The sequence below is a fragment of the Kutzneria sp. 744 genome (genome assembly GCF_000568255.1).
Taxonomy (GTDB): domain Bacteria; phylum Actinomycetota; class Actinomycetes; order Mycobacteriales; family Pseudonocardiaceae; genus Kutzneria.
Genome location: NZ_KK037166.1, coordinates 3982557 through 4006902, shown reverse-complemented (window position 1 = coordinate 4006902; position 24346 = coordinate 3982557). Strand labels below are relative to the sequence as shown.

Annotated in this window: 29 protein-coding genes and 2 tRNA genes; 12 read left to right on the top strand and 19 right to left on the bottom strand. The window is 70.4% G+C overall.

The window, feature by feature from the left end; all coding sequences use genetic code 11:
• Positions 1 to 151: SDR family NAD(P)-dependent oxidoreductase (locus KUTG_RS56400; RefSeq protein ID WP_157495572.1), on the bottom strand; the 151-nt coding region annotated here is incomplete at its 3' end.
• 75 nt (positions 152 to 226) lie between these two features.
• Between KUTG_RS56400 and KUTG_RS17905 the strand changes: the two genes are divergently transcribed.
• On the top strand, positions 227 to 829 hold the full coding sequence (locus KUTG_RS17905) for a TetR/AcrR family transcriptional regulator (protein WP_043718293.1): 603 nt from the start codon (positions 227 to 229) through the stop codon (positions 827 to 829).
• Between the two features lie 14 nt (positions 830 to 843).
• Here the strand turns inward: KUTG_RS17905 and KUTG_RS17900 are convergent.
• Positions 844 to 917: transfer RNA gene (locus tag KUTG_RS17900), tRNA-Leu, on the bottom strand.
• 1 nt (position 918) lies between these two features.
• Positions 919 to 992: transfer RNA gene (locus tag KUTG_RS17895), tRNA-Leu, on the bottom strand.
• A gap of 182 nt (positions 993 to 1174) precedes the next feature.
• On the opposite strand from KUTG_RS17895, the gene KUTG_RS17890 reads away from it, so the two are divergent.
• Positions 1175 to 1765, top strand: coding sequence for a histidine phosphatase family protein (locus tag KUTG_RS17890; protein ID WP_043718290.1), 591 nt, complete (start codon positions 1175 to 1177; stop codon positions 1763 to 1765).
• A 76-nt stretch (positions 1766 to 1841) separates the two neighbouring features.
• Positions 1842 to 3392 carry a long-chain-fatty-acid--CoA ligase gene (locus KUTG_RS17885; RefSeq protein ID WP_052394824.1) on the top strand — a complete coding sequence of 517 codons (1551 nt, stop codon included), beginning with the start codon at positions 1842 to 1844 and terminating at the stop codon, positions 3390 to 3392.
• Here the strand turns inward: KUTG_RS17885 and KUTG_RS17880 are convergent.
• From KUTG_RS17880 to KUTG_RS17840, 9 genes are all read right to left on the bottom strand, one after another.
• Positions 3389 to 4486, bottom strand: coding sequence for an alkaline phosphatase family protein (locus tag KUTG_RS17880; protein ID WP_043729750.1), 1098 nt, complete (start codon positions 4484 to 4486; stop codon positions 3389 to 3391). The two genes, KUTG_RS17885 and KUTG_RS17880, sit on opposite strands and share 4 nt — an antisense overlap.
• Positions 4487 to 4504: 18 nt before the next feature.
• Positions 4505 to 5647 (bottom strand): MFS transporter, encoded by a 1143-nt coding sequence (locus KUTG_RS17875; protein ID WP_043718289.1) that lies wholly within the window; start codon positions 5645 to 5647, stop codon positions 4505 to 4507.
• A gap of 436 nt (positions 5648 to 6083) precedes the next feature.
• Positions 6084 to 7109, bottom strand: a complete 1026-nt coding sequence (locus tag KUTG_RS17870) for a LacI family DNA-binding transcriptional regulator (protein ID WP_043718287.1) — start codon at positions 7107 to 7109, stop codon at positions 6084 to 6086.
• A gap of 15 nt (positions 7110 to 7124) precedes the next feature.
• Positions 7125 to 8114 carry a hypothetical protein gene (locus KUTG_RS17865; RefSeq protein ID WP_157494604.1) on the bottom strand — a complete coding sequence of 330 codons (990 nt, stop codon included), beginning with the start codon at positions 8112 to 8114 and terminating at the stop codon, positions 7125 to 7127.
• A gap of 36 nt (positions 8115 to 8150) precedes the next feature.
• A complete protein-coding gene (locus KUTG_RS17860; protein WP_232240843.1) occupies positions 8151 to 9161 on the bottom strand; it encodes a lysylphosphatidylglycerol synthase transmembrane domain-containing protein in 1011 nt (336 codons plus the stop codon).
• A complete protein-coding gene (locus KUTG_RS17855; protein ID WP_043718283.1) occupies positions 9158 to 10003 on the bottom strand; it encodes a hypothetical protein in 846 nt (281 codons plus the stop codon). Before KUTG_RS17855 ends, KUTG_RS17860 begins: the two co-directional genes overlap by 4 nt.
• Positions 9931 to 11013, bottom strand: coding sequence for a glycosyltransferase family 4 protein (locus KUTG_RS17850; RefSeq protein WP_198047215.1), 1083 nt, complete (start codon positions 11011 to 11013; stop codon positions 9931 to 9933). Before KUTG_RS17850 ends, KUTG_RS17855 begins: the two co-directional genes overlap by 73 nt.
• A gap of 8 nt (positions 11014 to 11021) precedes the next feature.
• Positions 11022 to 11420 carry a 6-pyruvoyl trahydropterin synthase family protein gene (locus KUTG_RS17845; RefSeq protein ID WP_043729747.1) on the bottom strand — a complete coding sequence of 133 codons (399 nt, stop codon included), beginning with the start codon at positions 11418 to 11420 and terminating at the stop codon, positions 11022 to 11024.
• A 2-nt stretch (positions 11421 to 11422) separates the two neighbouring features.
• The gene (locus KUTG_RS17840; protein WP_043718280.1) at positions 11423 to 12406 is read right to left on the bottom strand and encodes a zinc-dependent alcohol dehydrogenase; all 984 of its coding nucleotides are present in this window, start codon (positions 12404 to 12406) and stop codon (positions 11423 to 11425) included.
• Between the two features lie 61 nt (positions 12407 to 12467).
• On the opposite strand from KUTG_RS17840, the gene KUTG_RS17835 reads away from it, so the two are divergent.
• Both KUTG_RS17835 and KUTG_RS17830 read left to right on the top strand, forming a co-directional pair.
• Positions 12468 to 13175 (top strand): CDP-alcohol phosphatidyltransferase family protein, encoded by a 708-nt coding sequence (locus tag KUTG_RS17835; protein WP_052396610.1) that lies wholly within the window; start codon positions 12468 to 12470, stop codon positions 13173 to 13175.
• Positions 13176 to 13252: 77 nt separating this feature from the next.
• Positions 13253 to 13543, top strand: coding sequence for a hypothetical protein (locus tag KUTG_RS17830; RefSeq protein ID WP_043718278.1), 291 nt, complete (start codon positions 13253 to 13255; stop codon positions 13541 to 13543).
• Here KUTG_RS17830 and KUTG_RS61385 read toward each other — a convergent pair.
• A complete protein-coding gene (locus tag KUTG_RS61385; RefSeq protein ID WP_043718275.1) occupies positions 13529 to 13873 on the bottom strand; it encodes an MmcQ/YjbR family DNA-binding protein in 345 nt (114 codons plus the stop codon). The two genes, KUTG_RS17830 and KUTG_RS61385, sit on opposite strands and share 15 nt — an antisense overlap.
• Positions 13870 to 15012 carry a cytochrome P450 gene (locus KUTG_RS61380; protein WP_043718272.1) on the bottom strand — a complete coding sequence of 381 codons (1143 nt, stop codon included), beginning with the start codon at positions 15010 to 15012 and terminating at the stop codon, positions 13870 to 13872. The genes KUTG_RS61385 and KUTG_RS61380 overlap by 4 nt, the downstream gene beginning before the upstream one ends.
• Before the next feature lie 32 nt (positions 15013 to 15044).
• On the opposite strand from KUTG_RS61380, the gene KUTG_RS17815 reads away from it, so the two are divergent.
• Positions 15045 to 15401, top strand: coding sequence for an arsenate reductase family protein (locus KUTG_RS17815; RefSeq protein ID WP_043718269.1), 357 nt, complete (start codon positions 15045 to 15047; stop codon positions 15399 to 15401).
• Here KUTG_RS17815 and KUTG_RS17810 read toward each other — a convergent pair.
• The 3 genes from KUTG_RS17810 to KUTG_RS17800 all read right to left on the bottom strand — a co-directional run bounded on the left by KUTG_RS17810 (position 15398) and on the right by KUTG_RS17800 (position 17876).
• Positions 15398 to 15847, bottom strand: coding sequence for a P-loop nucleotide/nucleoside kinase family protein (locus KUTG_RS17810; protein WP_043729744.1), 450 nt, complete (start codon positions 15845 to 15847; stop codon positions 15398 to 15400). The two genes, KUTG_RS17815 and KUTG_RS17810, sit on opposite strands and share 4 nt — an antisense overlap.
• Positions 15848 to 16026: 179 nt before the next feature.
• Positions 16027 to 17097, bottom strand: coding sequence for an NAD(P)H-dependent amine dehydrogenase family protein (locus tag KUTG_RS17805; RefSeq protein ID WP_043718266.1), 1071 nt, complete (start codon positions 17095 to 17097; stop codon positions 16027 to 16029).
• An 11-nt stretch (positions 17098 to 17108) separates the two neighbouring features.
• Positions 17109 to 17876, bottom strand: a complete 768-nt coding sequence (locus tag KUTG_RS17800) for an SDR family oxidoreductase (RefSeq protein ID WP_043718263.1) — start codon at positions 17874 to 17876, stop codon at positions 17109 to 17111.
• Between the two features lie 34 nt (positions 17877 to 17910).
• On the opposite strand from KUTG_RS17800, the gene KUTG_RS17795 reads away from it, so the two are divergent.
• The gene (locus KUTG_RS17795) at positions 17911 to 18480 is read left to right on the top strand and encodes a TetR/AcrR family transcriptional regulator (protein WP_198047214.1); all 570 of its coding nucleotides are present in this window, start codon (positions 17911 to 17913) and stop codon (positions 18478 to 18480) included.
• A gap of 50 nt (positions 18481 to 18530) precedes the next feature.
• On the opposite strand, the gene KUTG_RS17790 is transcribed toward KUTG_RS17795, so the two are convergent.
• Together KUTG_RS17790 and KUTG_RS17785 are read right to left on the bottom strand one after the other, a co-directional pair.
• Positions 18531 to 19178, bottom strand: a complete 648-nt coding sequence (locus KUTG_RS17790) for an NADPH-dependent F420 reductase (protein ID WP_043718258.1) — start codon at positions 19176 to 19178, stop codon at positions 18531 to 18533.
• Positions 19179 to 19186: 8 nt separating this feature from the next.
• Positions 19187 to 20629, bottom strand: a complete 1443-nt coding sequence (locus KUTG_RS17785) for an MFS transporter (protein WP_198047213.1) — start codon at positions 20627 to 20629, stop codon at positions 19187 to 19189.
• Positions 20630 to 20920: 291 nt separating this feature from the next.
• Here KUTG_RS17785 and KUTG_RS17780 point away from each other — a divergent pair, with 291 nt between their 5' ends.
• From KUTG_RS17780 to KUTG_RS53570, 5 genes are all read left to right on the top strand, one after another.
• Positions 20921 to 21385, top strand: coding sequence for a nuclear transport factor 2-like protein (locus KUTG_RS17780; RefSeq protein WP_157494603.1), 465 nt, complete (start codon positions 20921 to 20923; stop codon positions 21383 to 21385).
• A 9-nt stretch (positions 21386 to 21394) separates the two neighbouring features.
• Positions 21395 to 21856, top strand: a complete 462-nt coding sequence (locus tag KUTG_RS17775) for a pyridoxamine 5'-phosphate oxidase family protein (protein WP_084579440.1) — start codon at positions 21395 to 21397, stop codon at positions 21854 to 21856.
• 79 nt (positions 21857 to 21935) lie between these two features.
• A complete protein-coding gene (locus KUTG_RS17770) occupies positions 21936 to 22310 on the top strand; it encodes a bifunctional 3-phenylpropionate/cinnamic acid dioxygenase ferredoxin subunit (protein ID WP_052394817.1) in 375 nt (124 codons plus the stop codon).
• Positions 22297 to 23547 carry an NAD(P)/FAD-dependent oxidoreductase gene (locus KUTG_RS17765; protein WP_043718253.1) on the top strand — a complete coding sequence of 417 codons (1251 nt, stop codon included), beginning with the start codon at positions 22297 to 22299 and terminating at the stop codon, positions 23545 to 23547. The genes KUTG_RS17770 and KUTG_RS17765 overlap by 14 nt, the downstream gene beginning before the upstream one ends.
• Complete coding sequence (locus tag KUTG_RS53570; protein ID WP_052394815.1) at positions 23544 to 24290, top strand: DUF2306 domain-containing protein; 747 nt, start codon at positions 23544 to 23546, stop codon at positions 24288 to 24290. The genes KUTG_RS17765 and KUTG_RS53570 overlap by 4 nt, the downstream gene beginning before the upstream one ends.
• Positions 24291 to 24346 lie beyond the last annotated feature (56 nt).

Sequence of the window (24346 nt, the reverse complement as noted above, 5' to 3'; positions counted from 1 at the left end):
GCGCCGTCGATTCCTCCCGCGCGTAGCCGACGGCCACCGTCGCCCCGTCACGGGCCAGCCGCAGCGCGATCGCCCGCCCGATACCCCGGCTGCCCCCGGTGACCAGCGCGACCTTGCCGTCCAGCTGCCCGGTGTTCGCGGTCGTGGTCATGTTTCCCCCATTTGTTGATCGATCGTTCAAGAAGTACCGTAGCACCTTCTTGAACGATCGCTCTAGAATGGTCACGTGAGCGAGGCCAGGCGGGGACGACCGCGCGAGTTCGACCGCGACGCCGCGGTGGCGGCGGCGACCGCGCTGTTCTGGGAGCGGGGCTACCAGGCCACCTCCATCGGCGACCTGACCGCGGCGATGGGCATTCGGCCCGGCAGCCTGTACGCGGCGTTCGGCGACAAGATGTCGTTGTTCCATGAGGTCGTCGAGGCGTACCAGCGCTCGCCCGCCGGCGCGTTCGCCGGCATCGCACTGGCCGAGGAGCCGACCGCCCGAGGCGCGATCGCCCGCATCCTGCGGGAGGCCGCCGCCGTCTACGCCGATCCGGGCCATCCGGCCGGCTGCCTGGTGATCAGCGCGGCCACCAACATCGCCGCGCAGGACGTCGAGATCGAGAAGTTCCTGCGTGAGCGTCGCGACCAGAACCTGCGCGCCCTGGCCGACCGGCTGGGCGAGGCCCGGCGTGCGGGCGAACTGCCGTCGACGGCCGATCCCCGTGCGCTGGCGGCCTATTTCGCCGCGGTGATCCAGGGAATGTCGCAGCGGGCCCGGGACGGGGCCACGACGGCGGAGCTGGCCGGCACCGCCGAACTCGCGCTGGCTGCGTGGCCGTCGTGACCCGATTGACACTGTGCCCTCGCCAGGAGTCGAACCTGGAACCTCCGGATCCTGAATCCGGTGCCTCTGCCAGTTGGGCCACGAGGGCGTGCGGCCCCGGGGACTCGAACCCCGAACAATCGGGCCCTCGACCCGATACCTCTGCCAGTTGGGTCAGAGCCGCATGCACAGCAACAAAAAAGCCGCCACAACGAGGTGGCGGCTCGCGACGATCGTCGAGAGCCGTCTACAGAAGCAGCTGGCGTGACATCGTGGACTCCCTCGTTCGGTCGGTGTGGACACCGTGCCGCAGCCCCGGTGTCGCCGTCAACGGTATTATCGGCAGTCCACAATGGAGTATCTGACATGGCCCGGCTGCTGCTGATCCGGCACGGCGAATCCGACCACACCCTGCGCGGCCCGGAAGGCCTCACGCCGGCCGGCCGAGATCAGGCCGCGGCGGTGGCCGAGCTCCTGGCGGCTGAGGAACTCGGGACCGTTGCCGTCTATTCGTCCACGGAGGTGCGGGCGATCGAGACGGCGGCGGTGATCGCCTCGCGGCTGGGCGTCGAGGCGGTGCAGGACTGCGGTCTGTGCACCTGGCACACACCCTCCGAAGCCAACGGCCTGACCTCCGCCGAATTCCAGCAACGGCTGGGGATCGAGGGCGGCGGCGTGTTCCGGCCGTTCCAGGCCGGCAACGAGACGTGGGCGGAGCTTGTCGTCCGCGTCAGCCGCACGTTGCTCGAACTCGTGGCGCGGCACCGGCTCGAGACCGTGATCGCCGTCGGCCACACCGAAACCGTCGGCGCGTCCTTCGCCGTGTTCGGCAACCAGCCGCTGCTGCGCGACTTCGACGTGGTCGTCGCGCCGGCGTCGATCACCGAGTGGACCACCGACGGCGACCCGACGGCCTGGCCGCCGCCCCGCTGGGCGCTGCGCCGCCTCTCGGCGTAAATCGGCCGGTTGCTGTTGTCAACGCCCGTGTTGCCTGGGTAGCGTCGGATGGCCTGGCACACAAGGAGTGTGGACGATGATCGCAGCATCGCACCCGGACGTCGCGGCCGCCGCCGCGGCCGGCAGCATGGCGCTGGGCAACCAGCTCGCCCGCGCCGCCAGGACCTTCCCGGACCGGGTGGCGCTCCAGCTCGACGAGGTGCGGCGCACCTACACCGAGCTGGACGGCCGCGTCAACCGGCTGGCCCGGGCGTTGCGTGAACGAGGGGTGCACGCCGGCGACCGGGTGGCGGTGCTGGCCACCAACCACATCGAGACCGCCGAGGCCTTCTACGCCATCCTGCGGCTCGGCGCCATCGTCGTGCCGGTCAACTTCCGGCTGGCGCCGGGCGAGGTCGCCTACATCCTGCACGACTGCACGGCCGGCCTGCTGATCGTCGACGACCTGACCGCGCCGCTGGCCGAGGCCGCCCTGTCCGAAGTGGACTGCCCGACGCTGCGGATCGCCGACTTCGACGCCGTCATGGCCGGCGAGCCCGACGACTCGCTGGACATCGTTGTGCCGGAACAGGATCCGGCGTTCATCATGTACACCTCCGGCACCACCGGCCGGCCCAAGGGCGCGGTGCTCACGCACCGGAACCTCTACATGGCCCTGATGCTGCAACGCATCGCCGCCGGCGGCAAATGCCCGGACGGCGAGGTCGTGCTGCTCGGCGTGCCGATGTTCCACATCGCCGGCATGGGCACCGCGCTGGGCCGGCTGCTGGGCGGCGACCGGATCGTCATCTACTCCGGCGTCGGCTTCGACCCGTCGGACGTCGTGGACCTGCTGGAACGGGAACAGGTCACGCACACCTTCTTCGTGCCGAGCCAGTGGCAGGCGATCTGCGCGGTGCCCGGCGTCAAGCAGCGGAACCTGGTGCTCAGCAACATAACCTGGGGCGCGTCCCCGGCGACGCCGTCCACCTTGCAGGCCCTGGCCGACACCTTCCCCGACGCCAACGCGTTCACCGCGTTCGGGCAGACCGAGACGTGCGCCACAGTGTGCCTGCTGCGGGCCGAGGACGCCGTGCGCAAGCGTGGATCGGTCGGCACCCCGATCCCCGGCATCGAGGTGCGCATCGTCGACGACGAGATGCGGGACGTGAAACCGGGCGAGGTCGGCGAGATCGTCTACCGCGGGCCGGTGATCACGCCCGGCTACTGGGGCAAGCCCGAGGCCACCGCCGAGGCGTTCGCCGGCGGCTGGTTCCACTCCGGCGACCTGTGCCGGGCCGACGAGGACGGCTTCGTCTGGGTGGTCGACCGCAAGAAGGACATGATCATCTCCGGCGGCGAGAACATCTACTGCGCCGAGGTCGAGGCGGTCATCGACAGCCATCCCAAGGTCGCCGACGTGGCCGTGATCGGCACCCGTCACGAGAAGTGGGTGCAGACTCCGCTCGCCGTCGTCACCGCCGTCGACCCGGCCGACCCGCCGACGCTGGAGGACATCGTCGAGCACTGCCGGGAGCGGTTGGCCTCGTTCAAGAAGCCCACTGCGCTCGTCGTCGTCGACAGCCTGCCCCGCACCGCCACCGGCAAGGTGCAGAAGTTCGAGCTGCGCAAGCTCTACGCCGGCTAGCCGCCGACGAACGTCAGGAACGGCACCCGCATCTCGGCCGGTGTCAGCGATCCGTGCACGCCCGTGAAGCCCGACTCGAACTTTTCCTTGGTGGTGCGGACAACGCCGATTTCGCCCTGGGCCGCCGCGATGACGTCGCCGATCCTCGGCCACACGTGATCGGACACCGGTCCGAACCAGCCTTCGTCGATCGCCTGCTCCTTGCCGACGACCCATGCCCTGTCGCGCAGGACGTCCTGCCATGCCTTGAGGACGTCTTCGGCGGCACCCGGCTCGGTGTAGACGTGCCGTGCCCGGGGTTCGCCGCCGAGCAGGCGTACCCCTTGCTGTAGCGCCGGTTCCGTGTCGAAATCCACTGTGGATGTCATGCGCACCATGCCGTGATCCGCCGTGACGGCCAGGAGGGCGCCCTTGGGCAGTGCGGCGACGACCGCTTCAACCAGTTGGTCGACATGGTTGAGCTGCCACCGCCAGGCCTTCGATCCCGGGCCGTACACATGGCCCACGGTGTCCAGATCTCCGTGGTAGGCGTAGCAGAACCCTTTGTTGGCCAGGATCTTCGCCGTCAGGTCGCCCAGCGCGAACACCGGCTCGAACGTCCCGCCGCGCAGTGCGCTCCTCGTCAGCCCCGAGCCGCGTTGCAGCATCGGCGCCGCGATCGTGGTTTCGGTCTCCGCCCGCTCGAACAGCGTCGGCAGCGGCTGGATCTCCTCCGGCACCAGCCTTTCCCGTGCGTCCACTCCGTCCACCCGCCACGGCAGCGCATACAGCAGATCCGGCGCCGCAAAGCTGTAGCCCACGATCCCGTGCTGCCCCGAGGTCATCCCCGTGCCGAACGACGCCACGCTTGTCGCCGTGGTGCTCGGAAATCCCGCCGTTACCGGTTCTTTCGCCGCCGCTTGCCCACTCAGGAACGGCGCATCCTCCGCGTGCGCGCTCAGCAGCTCCCAGCCGAGCCCGTCCACCACCAGCAGGCACGCCGCCACCGCCCGCTCCACGCCCAGCACGTTGTCGAAGCCCGGCATCCCCATCGCCGCGAGCAGCGACGGCGTCACCTCGCACAGCGAGCGTTCCCCGTACCGCGGCAGGGTCATGTCGGCCACCCGCGCAGCCTAACCCGCTGATTCCGCCGTGGCGCGTCCACCCAGGCCGAGCAGCGCGGCCGCCGCGATCAGCTGACTGCTCCCAGCGATCACGAAGGCGGTGATGGAGCTGTTGTGGTACAAGGGAAGCCATGCCGCCGGGGCCAGTGCGCTGCCGGCGAAGCGGAATCCCGACACCACCGACACCGCCCCCGCCCGATTGCCCGGCACGGCCGTCATCGTCAGGTTCTGCAACGACACCGTCAGCAGCGAGGACGCCGCCCCGGCCACGGTCCAACACGCCGCCAGCGACCACATCGCGCCGGTCAGGCCGATGGCCGCCACCAGGCCGGTTCCCGCCACCGCGCCGATCACCCCCGCCCTGCGACCGCCGATGCGGTCACAGACCGTGCCCCATATCGGTCCCAGCGCCAGGCCGGCGAGGCCGAAGCCCACCAGCGCCACCCCCGCCATCTCCGGCGACGCCCCGAGGAAGTCGTGCGTGTACAACGCCACCAGGAACGGCAGTCCGGCGCCGCCGAGGAACGACACCAGGGCGCTGATCGACAGCAGGCCCATCTTCACGCTCAGCAACGGCCGCCACGGCGGCGCCTGCGCCCCTGGCCTCGGCTCTCCCAGCGGCGGCACGAACGCCAGCGCCGTTGACACCGCCGCCACCACCGCGAACCCCAGCCGCCAGTCCACTCCCGCCGCCAGCCCGCCGATCAGCGGCGAGAACGACTGCCCGCCCGACATGCAGCTCGCGTACATCCCCACCGCGCGGCCCAGCCGCTCTTTCGGCACCAGGTCGCCCAGGCTCGCCAGCAGCAGCGGCGACGTGAACGCGTTCGCCGCCCCCAGCACCGCCCTCCCCGCCAGGAACAGGCCCAGGTTCGGCGCCAGCATGCACCCCAGCGACGCCACCACGAACACCAGATACGCCGTTCGGACCGTCCTGCGCAGCCCCCAGCGCTCACCCAGCGTCCCCGACACCAGCTGCAGTAGCGCGAACGGGATGAAGTACACCGTCACCGAGCTCGCCACCTCCGTCACGGACGTGTGCAGCGACTCGCTCAGCTCCGGCAGTATCGGCGCGACCAGCCCACCGGCCAACGGCCCGATCGTCGCCCCCGCGTACACCGCCACGAGCCGAATCCTGCTCACGTCCGCCATGCCCCGATCTTGCCTCGTCGGGGAACCCGCCCACCCCGGGCCGCCCGTTGGATCCCGCCGCCGGACATGTCGACGAACTTCTCGATCGCGCCGGCCGACAACTCGGCCAGCCGCACCCGCGCAGACCGCCCGGCCTGACCAGACCGCCGCACACGGGCAGGCCGCCGCGTGGGATCAGGCCGCCGCATCGGACGAGACCGTCGCAATCGAGCACATCGCCGCACACGAGAAGTTCGCGCGAAAATGTGAAGTTCGTCGAGTTGCGGAGTTCGGGCGAAAACCAGAAGTTCGGCGAAGTCGAGAACTTTGGCGAAGTTGAGGAGTCAGGCGCCCGGCGAGGAGTCTGGCGGTGAGCGAGGAGCGCGGTGGAGTCGAGGAGCGCGGCGGCGGGGGAGGACTGCGGCGGCCGGTTGGGCGGCGGGAGGCGGAGCGGGTGTCAGGAGTTCGTCGCGGCGACTGCTGGGGCGGCGGTGGTGCTGTGGCGCACGGTGAGGCGCGGCGGCAAGAGGTGGACCTCGGGCTGAGGCGGGCCGGCGAGCTGGCGGATGGTCATCCGCACGGCGAGGGCGCCGACCTCGGGGGCGGGGATGGCGACGGAGGTGAGGGGGATGGCGCCACTGTCGGCCATGTTGTCGGGGCAGACGGCGACGACGGAAATGTCGGCGGGCACGCGGAGGCCACGGGCGGCGAGGCCGGTGAGGATGTCGGGGAGCACGGCCTCGTTGTGCACGACGAGGCCGGTGACGGGGCGCTGAGCAGCGAGGACCTGATCGAGACAGGCCATGGCGGCGTCGTAGGAGTGACCGCAGGGATGCACGGTGGCGTACACGCGGCGCTCGGCGGCGGCGGAGTCGAAGCCATGGCGGAAGCGCCCGGCGAAGCTGGTGCCCCGGCGGTAGACCTCGGGCGACGGACCGATCAGGGCGATGTCCCGGTGGCCGAGGTCGGCGAGGTGGTGCACGCAGGTCGAGCCGGCGGCGGCGAAGTCGAGGTCGACGCAACTGAGACCGGCGTGTTGCTCGGGCAGCCCGATGAGCACGGCCGGCCGGTCCAGCGCGGACAGCAGGGGAACGCGGCCGTCGACGGACTCGATGTCCATGACGATGAGGGCGTCGGCGATGGAGGAGGACGCCACCCGGCGCAGCTCGGCGGGACCGTCGTCCTTGGTCAGCAATAAGAGGTCCAGGTCGTGCTCGCGGGCGGCGGTGACGACCGAGGACACGAACTGCATGATCACTGAGAGGTTGAGGTCGGGGCGCAGCGGCACGGCCAGGGCGAGGACGTTGGTGCGGTTGCTGGCCAGGGCCCGGGCGCCGGCGTTGGGGTGATAGCCCAGGTCACGGATGCACTGCTCGACCCGCCGCCGAGTCGTGGGGGAGATGCGTCTCTTGCCGCTGATCACGTACGACACCGTGCTCGGTGCGACGCCGGCCGCCCGCGCGACGTCCACAATGGTCACCACGGGGGTCCTCCACGGCTACAGGATGCGGTCTCGTCCGTCGACGGCCATTCTCCTCGTCCGCGCGCGAAATGTGTCACTGATCTGGTCGGGCGGCACGGTTTTGTTCCACTCGCCGTAGAGCTGGCAGGCGTTGTGGATGCCGACCAGCAGCTGCTCCAGCAGTGCCCGCGCCGGCATGCCCTCCTTGACCAGCGTCATCACGACGTCCCGCGGTAACTCGCCCCGGTCGAGGCGCTGCACGACCATCACCGGCAGCTCGTCGGCCAGATGGTCCACATGCTTGTGTCGGCACGTCGGCGGCGTGTCGGACAGATTGCCGCTGGCGGCCCGGGAGGCGATCATCAGGGCGGCGTCCAGCCAGTGCACGGCGGCGACGGCGGCCGAGGTGGCGTCGATCTTCGTGTACAGCTCGGGCGGCCCCATCGGGTCCTTCTCGAGGTACGCGTGCGCGGCGGCCACCTGCTGCGGCTGCGGATCCGACCTGGTCAGCACCACCGCCTGGTTGGCCCGGTCGGTCAGGTCGCCGAGGGCGGCCCGCCGCAGGGCGTCGATCTCCGCCTCCGCGTCGCAGACGGCCTGCTCGGTGACGTCGCGGTCGCCGATCCGGTGCAGGATCCGGCCCACCTGGTGGCCGGCCTCCAACACCTCGCTCTCACAGACCTGCACCTGGTCGCCGACCGGCAGGTGCGGATCCCGCAGCGCCCCGGCGACCAGGTCGATCGCCAACTGGTTGCGGGCCCGGCTCAACGCCTCGTCCGGCAGGTCGACGGCCTCGGTCAGCGGGTGGGTGTAGGTGCGCCACAGGTGCTTGGACAGCTGGGTCAGCTCATAGCCGAGCTGCAGGCCGTACTCGGGACCGGGTAGGTCGTCACCGAAGGCCACGACCGTCTCCGCGACGTTGCCGATGCCGACGCTCCACACCGCCAGCAGGACGTTTCGGGTCCGGTCGTAGGCGTACTCGGTCACCGGCACAGGATCGCAGATGAAGTTGTGAACCGCTGCCACCTCGGTCCACCTGTTCGTGAGATCCGGACTGCCCACTCAGGCGGCCTGCGGCTGCACCTTCCGGCGGACGATCGGCTCAGCGCGAGCCATGACCGGCTCCGGCACGGCCTGCTCGACGGGGGCGGTCGGACGGTGCACACGCCGGAGCACGAGCACGGCGGCGCCGGGCAGGGCCGAGATCATCGTCAGCACGCCGTAGACGACGGCGGTGGTGACGCCCTGTGTCGCACCGAGGCCGGCTGCGGCGAAGGCGAGCGCGGCGACACCCTCGCGCGGGCCCCATCCGCCGACGTTGATCGGCAGGCCCATGGCGATCAGGGCCAGCACCAGCAGCGGCAGCAACTGGCCGACGGAGGCGGTGGAACCGGCCGACCGCGCGGCGACGATGAACAGAGTGAGGTGTCCGGCCAGCGTGGCGGCGGACAGCAACACGATGGCCGGCCACGAATGCGGGCTCAACAGGCTGCGACGGATGTCGATCAGCGTCCGGGCCACGGCCTCGCGCCAACGGGGCAGGCGGGAGGACGTCGCGAGCACCACGGCCGCCGCGATCACGGCCAGCACGCCGATGACGATCGCGGCCGGTGCGGGCACGATGTCGCCGATGACCTGGGCGATCAGGGTGGGATCGGTGAGCAGCACGCCGACGCCGACGGCGAGGATCGCCAGCTGACCACCGGTCCGCTCCAGCACGACGGCCCGCACGCCACGGCCGACGTCGCCGGTGTCATGACCGTTCTGCACGGCGCGGTGCACGTCGCCGAGCACACCGCCGGGCAGCACGGCGTTGATGAACAGTGCGCGGTAGTAGTCGGCGACCGCGGCACGCAGCGACAGCTTCAGGCCCAGTCGGTCGGCGACGATGCACCAGCGCCAGGCGCTGAACAGCGTGGTGAGGAAGCCGATGCCGAGCGCGGCGACGACGCCCCACAGGTTGATCTCGCGGAGACCGTCCACAAAGGCCCCGGTGCCCAGCCGCCAGAACAGGACCCCGATGATGGCCACCCCGACGACGATCTTCAGCCAGGGCAGGATCGCGCGCATCATGCCGGCACCGCCAGCACGTCGACGTGTCCGACCGTCCCGCTCAGCCGGCCGGCCCCGATCGCGTCGAGCCGCTGACGCAGGTAGCTCGCGGCCTCGGCGGCCAGCTCCGGACGCTGCTCGACGGCGGCGCCCACCCAGCCCCGCAGCCACTCGGCGGTCAGGTCGGAGTTCTCCGTGCCGAGCTGCCACGGGCTCTGCGCGACCTGCACGTCGGCGCCACGCCGGCGGAACGACTCGACGATCGCGGCCGGAGCGTCCGGACCGAGCAGCCGCCGACCGTCCTGGACGCGACGCTGGTGGTCGTTGAACGCGGCGGAGATCTCGGCGTCGAGCGGGTCGGCGGGGGAAAGGTCGACCTCGCCGAGCACGGACAGCGTGAACAGCGCGGGCACACCGGCGTCGACGCAGGCGGCGGCGAGTCGGTCGACCTCCTCGGTGGTGAGGATGTCGAGCAGGGCGGATGCGGTCACCAGCGAGGTGCCGGCGAGGTCGGCGGCGGTGACGCCGCCGAGATCACCCAGCCGGGTCTCGACCGTGACAGGAGCTGTGGAGGTCACATCCATATACACGTGCCTGAGCAGATCTGGTTCACGGTCCTGCATGATCCAGTGCTGCGGATTCGGCAGCAGCGGGCTCAGCCAGCGGCCCAGCGAGCCGGTTCCGCAGCCCAGATCGCGGATGACGAGCCGGTCCCGGCCGGCGAAATGCCGGACCAGCCGGTCGACGAGCGCACCGGACCGGGCCGCCGCGTCGACGGGCTCACGCAGGGTCAGCCACTCGGGAGTGAACTCCGCGTCACCTGCGTCAACACTCTGGCCAGGCTGTTCGAGGTTTCCGCCCATCCGGTCAGCATGCCACGACGGTCACGGGCCGCCGCTCGGAGCCGCCGGCGCAGGCCGGACTCCGTCAGCCAGCTACGCAGAGCAGTCGCCAGCTCGGCCGGGGGGACCAACAGGCCGGGCACGCTGCCGTCCGGCGCCAGGCCGACGGTCGACGGAAGTGGGTCGACATTCGTCGCAAGAACGGGGATGCCGCGGGCAAGCGCCTCGGTGACGACCATCCCGTACGTCTCCGCGCGGGAAGCGAGCACGAACAGGTCGGCGGCGTCGTAGCTCTGCTCCAGTTCGTCGCCGTGCCGTGGGCCGACGAACTCGACCTTTTCGCACGCATTGCTCGATTTCACCCGACTTCTCAACTGCGTCACATGGTCCGGCGCGTGGTGCAACGCGCCGACGCAGACGAGATGCCAGTCGAGATCGTCGATCGTGAGCAATGCGTCGAGCAGCAGGTCGTGACCTTTGCGCGGGGTCACCGATGCGACGCAGAGCAGTCGTGACGCGCCGTCCGTGCCGCGGGCCAGCGGTGCGCGGTCGACACCGGGATCGACGCTGTGAACTCGGTTCACAGGCAACTTGTGGTGTTGCGCCAGTTCACGGGCGGCCCACGAACTGGTAGCGACGACCGCGTGGGCGGCGTGCAGCACTTCTCGTTCGCGACGGTCGAGATCTTCGCGAACCTCGTCCGACAGGCCGGTCTCGGCCGCCAGTCGGAGGTGGACCAGCACGGCGACGCGCAGCCGGCGGGCCGCCGGCACGACTATCTCCGGAACGCCGCACGCGACCAGACCGTCGACAAGCACGACTTCGCCGGAATCGAGATTGTCGAGCGCGGTCCGCAACTCCGCCCGCGCCGCCGCGTCGGGTCGCGGCCAGTCGCCGCCGACGAGAATCTCGTCGACATTCCAGCCGAGTGACGACAGACCGCTGCTCACCCGGCGGTCGTAGACGTTGCCGCCGCTGGGGGCGGTAACGTCGGCGACCTGCGCGGGAAAAACCGTGTGAACCGAGTTCACAGGCAAAGTCACAGTGAACGCTCGTAACTGGCCCAGGCGTTGTGCGACTCGTGCAGTGCGACGGCGATGCCGGACAGCCCGCTGGCCGACGGGCCGAGCGCGCCGGCCTTGACCCGGTCGGCCAGCCGGTCGGCGATGACCTTGGCCAGGTACTCGGTCGAGGTGTTGATGCCGGCGAAGGCAGGCTCCTCGTCGAGGTTGCGGTAGTTCAGCTCGCCGAGCAGCTCGCCCAGCTGCTGGCCGGCCAGGCCGATGTCGACCACGATGTTGTCGTCGTCCAGCTCGGCCCGCTTGAACGTCGCGTCGACCACGAACGTCGCCCCGTGCAGCCGCTGGGCCGGTCCGAACACCTCGCCCTTGAAGCTGTGGGCCACCATGATGTGGTCACGGACGGTGATGCTGAACAAGGTCATCCTCCTGAGGGGTAGACGATCCGGTGACACAGCGCCGGCAGCCGGCCGTCGGCCAGCTGTGGCATGACCGACGGCAGGTCGGCGAAGTCGCTGGAGCCGGTGATCAGGGCGTCGAAGACCGGGTCGGCCAGCAGGTCGAGGGACAGCGCGAGCCGGCTGGCGTAGGTGTGCCGACCGCGCCGAGCCTGCGGAATGACCCCGACCTGGCTGCTGCGCACGACCAGCCGCCGGGAGTGGAAGAACTCCCCGAGCGGGACGCTGACCTGCTTGTCGCCGTACCAGGACAGCTCGACGACGGTGCCCTCCGGCGTGAGCAGCTCCAGCGCCCGGGTCAGGCCCGCTGAGGTGGCGCTGGCGTGCACGACCAGGTCGCAGCCGTCGGCCGCCTCCTCCGGCGACACGAACTCCACGCCCAGCGCCGAGGCCACCGTCGCCCGTGAGGCGTCGACGTCCACGAGCTGGACCCGCACACCGGGGAACTTGGCCAGCACCGCGGCGACCGAGCTGCCGACCATGCCGGCGCCGATGACCGCGATCCGGTCGCCGAGCAGGGGAGCGGCGTCCCACACGGCGTTGACCGCCGTCTCGACGGTGCCGGCCATGATCGCGCGCTCGGACGGCACGGAATCCGGCACAACGGTCACCGCCGAGGCCGGCACGACGTACCGTGTCTGGTGCGGGTAGAGGCAGAACACCGTCCTCCCGACCAGGTCCGGCTCGCCCGCCTCGACGACGCCGACGTTGAGGTAGCCGTACTTGACCGGGGCGGGGAAGTCGCCGTCCTGGAACGGGGCGCGCATGAGGGCGTGCTGGCTGTCGGGCACGCCGCCCCGGAACACCAGGGTCTCGGTGCCGCGGCTCACGCCGGAGAACAGCGTTCTGACCAGCACCTCGCCGGGGCCGGGCGGGGTCAGCTGCATCGGACGGATCTCGCCCTCACCCGGGCGTAGCAGCCAGAACGCGTGTGCGGTCAGGTCCATTTGAACCCTTCTATCACAGCGGACGTGTTCTGACCGAGGTGAGAGGACGGTGGGAGGCGTGGTGACCACTCAGATTCGGCACGTATCGACGGCGACACCCGGTGTGGTCGCTGGGCTGGGTGCGCAGCTGGTGCTGCTGACGCTGTTGTGGGCGGCGCTGCGGATCGGCCCGAGCGCGCTGGCCGCCGGCACCGCGTGCGCGGTCGTGACGTGCGCAACCCTCGGTTACGCTCTGCGCCGGTCGCGGGCCAGGACGTTCGGCCAGGCCAACTGGGTCACCCTGTTCCGGGCCACGCTGGTCGGCGGCGTCACCGCGCTGGTGGCCGACGGCCTCATGCACGGACCCGCGACGGCCGCCATCGTGGCGCTGTCCGTGGTCGCGCTGATCCTGGACGGTGTCGACGGCCACGTCGCCCGTCGCACCGGAACCGCTACCGCCGTCGGGGCGCGGTTCGACATGGAGGTTGACGCCTTCCTGATCCTGGTGCTCAGTGTGTTCGTCGCCGCGCTGTTGGGTCCGTGGGTGCTGATCATCGGCGGCATGCGGTACGCCTTCGTCGCCGCCAGTTGGGTCGCGCCGTGGTTGAAGGGCGCGCTGCCGCCGAGCTTCGCCCGCAAGACCGTCGCCGCCGCGCAGGGCATCCTGCTCGTGGTCGCCGCCTCCGGCCTGCTGCCGGCCGCCGCATCCGTTGCGGTGGTGGGCGTCGCGCTGGCCTCGCTGGTGTGGTCCTTCGGTCGGGACGTCATCTGGTTGTGGCGCAACCGGTAGGCCCTTACGTCACGGGTAATCGCCTTGCCGCGCCGGCACGCCTAGCGTCGTCGGTGACGGAAGAGGAGGCGAGCGCCATGACCCGCAGACACCGCCTGCTGCACGTGGTGATGAAGATGGACCAGGCCGGTTCGGCCGGCTACGTCGTCGCCGCGCTGGTGACCACGCCGATCCTGATGCTGATCAGCCCGCTGCGCACCGTGATGTGGCTGGTCGGCCTGGTGCTCGGGGTGTCGGGACTTGCGTTGGGGCTGCTGGGTTTTCTGATGGCGTGGGGCCTGACCGTGTCGATGGCCCGCGGCGAGGAGATTCCCGAGCGCATCCTGCGGTCGGTGCGGATGGTGCCGAGCCGGCTACCGAAGGCGTAGCCGGACCATCTTGGGCAGGCCGGCGACGACTCGCTCGTAGGAGTGCTCGATCATCTCTTCGATCTGGTCGTGCGGCACGTCGCCGTCCAGTCGCACGGTGTTCCAGTGCTTCTTGTTCAGGTGGTAGCCCGGTGTCACCGCCTCGAACTGCTGCCGCAGGTGCATGGCCAGGCTGGGGTCGCACTTCAGCGACACCGATGGGCCGCCGGGCGCGAGGATGGCGAACACCTTGCCCTCGACCTTGTACACGTCCAGCCCCGGCCCGAAGGGGTTCTCCTCGGTGGCCTGCGGGAATTGCAGCGCGTACGCGGCCACCTCCTCGGGCGTCACGGGGCGTCCCAGCGCACGTGCACGCCGTCGGGCTTGCGGAACACCAGGCCCGCCGGCGTGGCCGGGTCGGTCAGCGCCAGTCCGGGGAGCCGGTCCAGCACCGCTTCGACGGCGACGCGCGTCTCCAGCCGGGCGAGGTCGATGCCGAGGCAGAAGTGGGGTCCGCGGGCGAATGCCAGCTGGTGGCGGAGATTCGGCCGCCCCAGGTCGAATTCGTCCGGGTTGTCGAACACCGCCGGATCCCGGTTGGCCGCGGTCAGCGACACCGTGACGAGATCGCCGCGGGCGATCGACGCCCCGGCCAGCTCCACGTCCCGCGTCGCGTACCGGTCCACCACCGCCGCGGCCGGCTCCATGCGCAGCGATTCTTCGACGGCGTCGGGAATCCGTGCCGGATCGGCCCGGACGACGTCCAATTGGGACGGATTGGTCAGCAGGTGCAGCACCAGGTTGGCGATCATGCCCTCGGTGGTCTCGATGCCGCCGAACATCAGGACCGCCGCATTCGACACCACCTCCGGCAGGGCCAGCGCCCGCGCCGCGTCGGCCAGCAGCGAGGGCTTGGCCGTCGAACCCTCGATGTGCGCCCGCAGCTCGCCGAACGCCTGCGCGCCACCGGGATCCGGCTCGTGGCCGGCGGAGATCTCGGCCACTGTGGACACGATCGCGTCGTACCAGGCCAGCACCCGTTTCGCGTCGGTGGCATCCAGGCCCAGCGCGTCGGCCACCACCGCCACCGCCAGCGGACCGGCCAGCGCCCGCCGCAACTCGGCGCGTCCCGTGGCGACGAATCCGTCCACCAGCCGGGCGCATTCCGCCCGGACGAAGTCGCCGAACCGATCCTCGATCTCACGGGGCCGGAACTGCCGGGAGAACGGCGTCCGGTGCCGGGCGTGCTCGTCGGCGTCCAGGGACAGCATCGACGGGCCGACCACCTGCGCCGTCGAGAACCTCGGGTCGTCCACCGTGAACGTCGCCGCGTCCTTCATCACCTGCAGGGCCAGGTCGTGCCGCGTCACCAGCCAGCCGTTCAACGCCGGCAGCCAGGACACCGGCTCCGCCGCTCGCAGCCGGGCCAGTAGCGGGTGCGGGTCGGCCGTGAGCTGCTCGATCGTCGCCTCGGCGCCTACTGGGAACACGGCCTCGAAGCTACCAGCCGTAAGCTGCCGTCGTGGAAATCTGGATCAACCCCGCGTGCTCCAAGTGCCGGTCGGCGCTGTCGATCCTGGACGAGGCCGGCGCCTCCTACACCGTGCGCCGCTACCTCGACGACCCGCCGACCGAGGCCGAGCTCGTCGCCGTGCTCGACCGCCTCGGCCTGGAGCCGTGGGACATCGCCCGCACCGCCGAGGCCGTCGCCAAGGACCTCGATCTCAAGACGTGGGAACGGACCGACGCCACCCGCGCTCAGTGGATCACCGCCCTGGCCGAGCACCCCATCCTCATCCAGCGCCCCATCATCACCGCCGACGACGGACCGGCCGTGGTCGGCCGCACCGAAGAGGCCGTCCGCTCGGTGCTGGACTAGGCGTCGTAGAGCCGTGCCTCCGCTTCGTCCGGTCGCTCGAACACACGGCTCCAGGCGTCGAGATCGGCCCGCGTGATCGGCGGATCCTCGTGATCGCGGGCCTGGATGCGCCGCCACAGCTCGTACACCGGCACGTCCAGGTACACCAGCTCGACCGAGGCCCCAAGGGCCCGCGCCCCGCTGCGTAGGGTGTCCCGTTCGGCCCGTGACCAGGTGCCCCATTCGATGACGACCGTGACGCCGGCGCGGAGCATGTCCTGGGCCAGCGACCACTGGAGACCTTCGACCCGATCGCGCATGGCGCTGTCCCACAGGTTCACGTCGAGCGCGGACATCCACTCGTCGGGGCAGAGCCGGACACCACGGCGCTGCGCGGCGAGGCGGCGTGAGTGGGTGGTCTTGCCGCTGCCGGGCAGCCCGCAGACGATGATCAGACAGGCGGTCACCACGGGATTCTGCCCCGGGATCGAACCGAAAGCGCGTGGATATCGGGTGTGCCCCAAGGCATGCTGACCCGGCCGCCATGGACCTCTTCGACCCGAGCCTGCCCGAGCAGGGGATCGATCGAGGCGAGTTCGAACGGGCATGGACGGCCGCCCGGTGGGAGAACGGCCGTTGACAGCGGTCAGCTCTGGCGGATGACGCCGCGGCCCGGGATGAGGGGTAGGTCGAGGGCGGAGACCAGGCGGGGCGGGAGGTCGGAGAGGTAGGGGATGGCGTTGACGGCGCGCATGCCGGTGGCCAGACAGCCGCCGCTGACGGGGTCGGCGTCGACCTCGTGGCGGAAGGCGGTTTCCTGGGTGATCTCGGGGCTGCCCTTGATGATGATGCGGTAGGCGTCGTTCTCGACGGAGGCGGCGCGGGGCCAGTCGGGGGCGGTCTGGTTGGTGATGCGGTTGACGTGCTCGATGACGATGCGGGGCTCGCCGCCGACCCAGCCGCGGATCTCGAAGCGGACGGCGGCGCAGGCGCCGGCCTCGATGACTCCGTGCTGGTAAGGGATGTCGGCGGGGGCGGCCCACTTCTCGTAGACGGTGTCGATGCGGTCGAGCTTGACCCCGACGGCCTCGGCGATCATGGGAATGGTGTGGCCCCAGGCGAAGATGAGGACCTGGGGGATCTCCAGCACGGCCTGGGCGGAGACCGGCAGGCCGAAGCCCATGACCTTGCTGTAGTCGCCGGCGTAGCTGTCGTAGTCGACGAGCTCCTGGATCCGCACGCTGTCGACCCGGCCGCAGACTCCCAACAGGGTCAAGGGAAACAGGTCGTTGGCGAAGCCGGGGTCGATGCCGGTGGTGAAGCACGCCTTGCCGGACTCGGCGCAGGCCTTCTCCAGCTCGGCCCGGAGTTCGGGCGGGCAGACGTCGGGATACACCAAGGGAGTCATGGCGGTGGACACCACGTGCTTGCCGGAACGCAGGGCCAGGGCCATGTTCTGGATGTTCTCCAGCGCGAACTCGGCCGTGGGACCGAAATAGGCGACGGCGGAGGCCTCGGTGTCCAATGCGGACCGCACGTCGGTGGTGGCGACGACACCGATGGGGGCGCCGCCGATCAGCACCCCGGCGTCGACGCCGTTCTTGGCCGGGTCATGGACGATCACGGCGGCCAGCTCGAACTCCGGATGGTCGAGCAGCTCCCGGATGACGAGCTTGCCGACCACGCCGGTGCCCCAGACGATCACCTTGTGTGCCATGGTGTTTCCCCTCAGCGGAAGTACTCGCCACCGTTGACGAACAGCGTCTGCCCGGTCAGCATCCGGGCCCGGTCGGACGCGAAGAACACGGCCGCCTCGGCGACGTCGGTGTCCGAGGCGATCTCGTTCAGTGCGGCCTTGCCGGCCAGCTCGGCCTTGACCTCGTCCTCGGGCACGCCGCGGCTGGCCGCGATCCACTGGATGTACATCTCGACGTTCGGCCCCAGCATCCAGCCGGGCACCACCGAGTTGACCCGGATCTTGCGCGGCCCGAGCTCCTGGGCCAGCGAGAACATCGCGGCGTGCAGCGCGCCCTTGGACGCGGCGTAGGCGGCCTGCGGCAGCGTGGGGCTGAACGCGGCCTGGGTTCCGATGATCACGATCGAGCCGCCGCGCACGGACAGCGCGGGCAGTGCGGCCTGGGTCAGCCGCATGGTGCCGATGAGGTTGACGTCCATCACCTTGCGCCACAGGTCGAGGTCGGCGCCTTCGAGCCCGCCGAACACGCGGTCCCGTGCGGCCACGTGGATCACGGCGTCGACCGCGCCGAAGCGTGTCATGGCCACGGCGACCAGCGCTTCGCAGTCGTCGGCCGAGGTGATGTTGGTGGCGGCGTAGGCCGCCCGTGGACCGATCTCCTCGGCCACCGCCTTCAGATTGGCTTCCGTTCGCGCGCCGAGGACGACGTTCGCCCCGTCCCGGGCCGCCGCGAGCGCGGTCTGCCGGCCGAGGCCGGCTCCGACCCCGGACACGATCACTGTCTTGCCGTCGAGGACCACCCAATTAACGTAACAGCGTGTTACGTTATTCACAATGACGAGAATGGAGCAGTCCGAACGCGGCCGGGGCCGGCCCCGCGACCGAGCGATCGACGACGCGGCGCTGCGGGCCGTGCGCGAGCTGTTGGTCGAGGTCGGCTGGGAGAAGCTGTCCATGGTCGCGATCGCCGAGCGGGCGAACGTGGGCCGGCCGGCGCTGTACCGGCGGTGGCCGTCGAAGACCCACCTGGTGTTCGAGGCGGTGTTCGCCTGGCAGGACGAGCCGACGCCGGTGCTGGCCTCGGCGAGCACGGAGGAGTGGATCCGCGGGTCCTTCGCCTACACCTCGGAGCTGTTCAACCGCCCCGAGGTGCGGGCGGCGCTGCCGGGTCTGATGGCCTCGCTGGCCGAGCATCCCGACCTGCAATCGGCCCTGTGGCGGGAGTTCGGCACGCCGGGCCTGGCCTCGCTGGAGGAGTTGCTGGTGCAGGAGGGGCGGCCGGCCGGCGACGCGCAGGCGATCATGACGCTGATCATCGGGGCGTGCATGGTGACCTCGCTGGCCGGGGGAGCGTCCTCGGTGACGGCCAGGCTGCCGGACCTGCTCACCGGCAACGGCACGTGAGTGGCTCATGTCGCGAAAAAGGCGAAATGAGCCACTCACGTGAAGAGGGGTCAGGCGGCCACGGTGAGGCCGACGACCTCGCGCATCTCGATCTCCGTGTAGAACAGGTGGAAGACCGAACCGCCCGGGTCCAGGTGCCCCGACTCGTCCAGGCCGCCGATGTCGACCGGGACCCAGCCGGCGTCGTGGATCAGGCCCGTCAGCGTGGCCATGGCGGCCCGGTCGTCGCCGGCGATGGCCATCGCCCAGTACAGGGCCTGCTCGGTGCCGCGGGGCCAGAGCAGCTCGTCGGGAATGTGGCTGAACGCGCGGACGACCGTGCTGCGGGGCAGCTGACCGGCCATCCAGCGTCCTTCGGTCAGTCCGGGCTCCAAAGTGGACACCCAGCGGCCCTCGGCGAAGCCGATCTTGTTGGTGGCGTCGATGACGATCTTGCCGGCCAGCGCGTCGGCCAACGAGGGCAGCAGCTCCTCGACGGTCTCCCCGGGCACGGCCAACAACACGACGTCGGCGGCCCGTGCGGCCTCCACCGGAGTGGCGACGGTGGCCCCCAGCTCGGCCAAGGCGGCGGCGCCGGCCGGGTTGCGGGAGCCGAACACGACCTCGTATCCGGCGTGCAGCCACAGCTTTCCGGCGGCCTGGCCGATCTTGCCGGTGCCGATCACGGCCAGCCGGCCCACAGTCGTCGATTTGGGCATGACAGCTCCTAGTCCAGAACAGGGGTGTCGGCGGCCTTGCGGCCGTGCCGGCGCATCAGCACCGCCAGCGCGACGGCGCCGACCACGGTCAGGATGAAGGCCGCCCAGTACGCCGCGTGATAGCCGGCAAGCTGACCGGCCGGCTGCGGCGAGGTGGCGAAGGCCGAGGCGACGGCGACCAGACCGGCGACGCCGATGCTGGAACCGACCTGCTGCGCGGTCACGTTGACTGCGCTGGCCACACCATGCTGGTGCTGCGGCACATCCGTCAGCGAAGCGGCCGTCAGCGCGGGGAAGGTGGTGCCCTCGCCGACGCTCATCAGCAGAATGCCGGGCAGCAGCGCCCAGTAGCTGGCGTTGTCGCCGGCCAGCACCCAGGTCAGGATGCCCAGTCCGATCAGCGGCGTGCCCCACACCAGGAACACGCGCTGGCCGTACTTGGCCAGGTTCCGCCCGGTCCAGCTGGACACGAAGATCACCGCCAGCCCCATGGGCACGATGGCCAGACCCGATTCCAGCGGCGTGTAGCCCAGGTTCTCCTGCATGTACAGCGGGGCGAAGAACAGCAGCGCGATGACCGCCGCGTAGTGCAGGAACGCGGCCAGCGCGCCGGCGCGGACGGGTAGGCTGCGGAACATGCCCAGCGGCAGCAGCGGCTCCGCGGTCCTGTTCTCCCACAACACGAACGCCGTGAGCAGGAGCACCGCGCCGACCAGCGAGCCGACGGTCACGGGCTGGGCCCAGCCCAGGTCGCCGCCGCTGCTCAGGCCGAACACGATCAGGCCGAGGCCCAACGTCACCAGCACCGCGCCCGGAACGTCCAGCGGGCGGTCGCTGCGACGGCTGGCCGGCAGCGCCATCCGGCCCAGCACCAGCACGACGATGCCGCAGACGAAGGAGAACACGAACACCGAGCGCCAGGTGGCCCACTGGGTGAGGATGCCGCCGACGACCATGCCGCCGCTGAAGCTGGCGGCGCCGACCGCGCCGTACACGCCCATCGCCTTGTTGCGGGCCGGGCCCTCGGGGAACACCTCGGTCAGCAGCGCGAGCGCCGCCGGGCCGGACAGCGCGGCGCCGATGCCCTGCACGGCCCGCGCGGCGATGACCAGGTACACGCTCGGCGCCAGCGCGCCGGCCAGCGCCGCGAAGGTCACCAGCGCGATGCCGACGCAGAAGATCCGCCGCCGGCCGAGCACGTCGGCGGCGCGGCCGCCGAACAACAGGCAGCCGGCGAAGATGACCGCGTACGAGGTCATCGTCCACTGAAGCGTGGAACCGGTGATCCTGAAGTCGGATCCGATGGCGGGCAGCGCCGCGTTGATGACCGCCAGGCTGCTGACATCGAGGATGAGCGCACCGGCGATCACGAGCAGGGCCAGCCACTGGGACCGGGTCGGTGTCGACGTCGAGACGTCGGCGTCGACCTTCCTCTCGGATTGCGTGGTCAAGGGGACACTCCTCACAACTGGAAAACACATGGCCAAGACGCGACACCGCGGCGAACAGAACGCTCTCGGCGCGTCAACGGAACCGACGAGTCCCGCCGGAGTGGGGAGAACGCACACCCGTGGCAGGTCGACGTTATGTCCGTAGCCTGGAACTCAACAGTACGGCGCAATACTGGTATTGGAAGTACCAGGATCGGCCACGTCACTAAGTCCGCGCGGGCTGCTGGTCGCCGCGATCACCCGATCGCATGATGGCTGCCAGAACGCAATCACCTGCGAAAGGCCTTTGTGATGCGGATTTCCGTGAAGTACGGGGCTGCCGCCGTCGCGCTCGCGGCCGCCGCCTTCCTGCTCCCCAGCTCGCTGAGCCAGGCCGCGGCCGCGCCGGAGACGGTGACCGCGAACCAGTGGTGGCAGTCGTCGGCCGAGCGGCAGGCCCGTTCGGTCGAGGCGCGTTTCATCAACCGTTCGAACGCGCTCGACCCGGCCGGCATCGCCGCGCTGATCGCCACGGACGCGAAATGGGACAGCGTCGGCAACCTGTTCGCCGGCCGGGACGACATCATGACCCGACTGATCATTCCGGCGGTCATCAAGACCTCCGCTCGGTACACCGTAATCGGCTCGCACTGGGACGGTTTCCGTTTGCAGCAGGACTACCACTTCGTCTCGAAGACCGGCGACGACGTGTTGCTGCACTACGCGTATCTGATCCGCGACGGGCAGATCGCGGACATCGTCGAATACCTTGACTGAGAGGCAGACATGACGGAGTCAACCGGCCTGCGGCTGCCGCCGACGGCAGTGGACCTGATCGAGGGCGGCCCGCTCGGCCACGTGGTGACCCTGAACGAGGACGGCAGCCCGCACGTCACCTGCGTCTGGGTCGGCATCGACGACGGCGACATCTTCTTCGCCTCGATGTTCAACTACCGCAAGACGAAGAACCTGATGCGGGACGCCAGGGTCGCGCTGTCCGTGGAGAGCCTGCAGTTCCACGGCAGCGGCCTGCGCCAGTACCTGACCGTGACCGGGCGGGGCGAGGTCGTCAAGGGCGGCGCGTTCGACCTGATCCGCAAGCTGGCCAACATCTACATCGCGCCGGGGGCGGAGATCCCGCCGGCCGAGCTGAAGGTGCACCCGGGCTACGTCACCCGGATCCACGTCGAGGAGATCGGCGGTGTCGGCCCGTGGGCCGGCGACCCGCCCAAGCTACCCAGCAAGTGAGACCGGGCAAGGACATCCGCACGCACGGCCCGGCTCCGCGGAGCCGGGCCGCCGCCCCAAGGACCCCGGGGGACCTGACATGACACGAGGAATCGACCATGCAATCCCGGTCTGCTCCGTGGACGAGCTCCAGGACGGCGAGGCCGTCCGGGTCCCGCGTGAGCAGGCCGGCACCGCCGACGACATCACGGTGTTCAACGACAACGGCGAGTACTTCGCCCTCAACGACACCTGCACGCACGCCAGCGCGTCGCTGGCCGAGGGCTGGGTGGAGGACGGGCAGGTGGAATGTCCTTTGCACAGCGGCGCTTTCTGCCTGCGCACGGGCGAGGCGCTGGGCCTGCCCGCGGTCACCGACACGGTGGCGCATCGCGTGGATGTGTTGGGCCGCATTGTCTTCCTGCTGCCCGATGAGTCCCAGCTGACCGACGGCAGCGGCCATGAACCGGCCTGAGTTACCTCGTCACGTCGCCGTTGTCGGCGCTGGTCTGGCCGGGGTCAGCGCTTGTGAACAGCTGCGCGAACTGGGCTACGACGGCCGGCTGACGCTGTTCGGGGCCGAGCCGCACCTGCCCTACGACCGGCCGCCGCTGAGCAAGGACCTGTTGCTGGGCAAGCAGACCGCGGACGAGATAGTCCTACGCAAGGCCGAATGGTATGCGGCGAAGGACATCGACCTCCGGCTGGGCACACCGGTCACGGCGATCCGCCCGGACGAGGGCCGGATCGAGCTGGTCCACGGAACCGTTGCCGTGGATGCGATTCTGCTCGCCACCGGCGGGCGGCCCCGGCCGCTGCCCGTGCCCGGCGGCGATCACCCGGCGATCACCGTGCTGCGTTCACTGGACGATGCCGTGGCCTTGAAAGACCGTCTCGCACCGGGAGTGAGGCTCGGCGTCATCGGCGCGGGCCTGATCGGCGCCGAGGTGGCGGCCAGCGCGACTGTCCTGGGCTGCCAGGCGACGTTGATCGACCCGGCGCCGCTGCCGTTGGAGCACGTTGTGGGCGCGGAGATCGCCGACCTGCTGCACAGCCAGCATCGGGCCAACGGTGTGCGGGTGCTGGTCGGCGCGGTGGCCTCGGTCGAGGATCTCGGCGGCGCGATCAGGCTGCATCTGTCCGACAGCAACGAAACCGTCGACTGTGACGTGGTGGTGGTCGGGGTCGGCATCGTCTCCGACGACTCGCTGGCCGCGTCGGCCGGTGTGGCCGTCAATCGCGGCGTGTTGGTCGACAGCGCCCAGCGGAGCGAGCACCCCCGGATCTTCGCCGCCGGCGACGCCGCCCGCCCCACCGGACCAGACGGCCCGCTGCCCAACGTGGAGCACTGGGAATCGGCGCTGCACGAAGGAAAAGCCGCCGCCGCGGCGATCATCGGCGCGCCTGAGCCGGTGCGGCCGGTGTCGCGCTTCTGGTCCGACCGCTACGGCTGGCACCTGGAGGTCGTCGGCGAGTTCCGGGGCGAGGTCGTGCTGCGCGGCGAGCTCGGCGGCGAGTCCTTCGCCGCATTCGCCCTCGTGGACGGCAAATGCGTGGGCGCGGTGGCGGTCAACCGCCCGTCGGAGATGAAGGCCGCCCGCCGGCTGATCGAGCGCGGCCTGCCGGTGCGGGCCGGCCACCTGGCCGACGAGTCGGTCGACCTGCGATCACTCGTGACAGGCAACAGAACCCCGGCTGGAGGGCCGCGATGACGATCACCAGGGAGAAGACCGGCAGCGGGGTCCGCCCGCCGACACCACCGTCCAGGAGCGCCTGGGCCCGGCAGTGGTGGGTGCTGCCGTTCGCGCTGTACTGCGTGGGCTTCGGCATCTACGGCGGCGGCCGCTTCATCACCTTCGACCCGTCGCTGACGGTGGCCAGCATCCGACCGGAATACCCGTGGCACTACCCGATCCTGGCCATCCACGTGCTCACCGGCACGGTCGCGGTCATGCTGGCCTGGACGCAGGTGTGGCCGTGGCTGCGGGAGAACCACCCGCAGGTGCACCGCAAGATCGGCTGGGTCTACTACTTCGCCGGCGTCATCCCGTCCGGCATCCTCGCCTTCCCGGTGGCCATCATGACCACCTTCGGGCAGGGCCTGCGCTACGGCTTCCTGGCCATGGCCACGCTGTGGGCGATCACCACGGTGGCCGGCTTCGTGGCCGGCGTCCAGCACCGGTTCGAGGACCACAAGCGTTGGATGTACCGCAACGTCGCGATGACCACGTCGACGATCACGGTCCGGCTCACCCAGCCGATCGCCATCGCCCTGACCACGTGGCTGCTGCCGGCGACCTACGCCGGCCAGGACCGCCTGGTGATCGTCGAGGGCGCGGTCGCCGGCCTGTGGGCGGCCTTCGTCGGGCACCTGCTGTTCGTCGAGTGGGTCGTGCTGCGGCCACGCCGCCGCAAGCGGGCCGCCGTCGCCCGGGTGACCGCAACCGCCAACTGAGAACCACGACTACCAGCATCACCGCGTTCTGGCTGCGCCGCCGGAACGCGGTGATG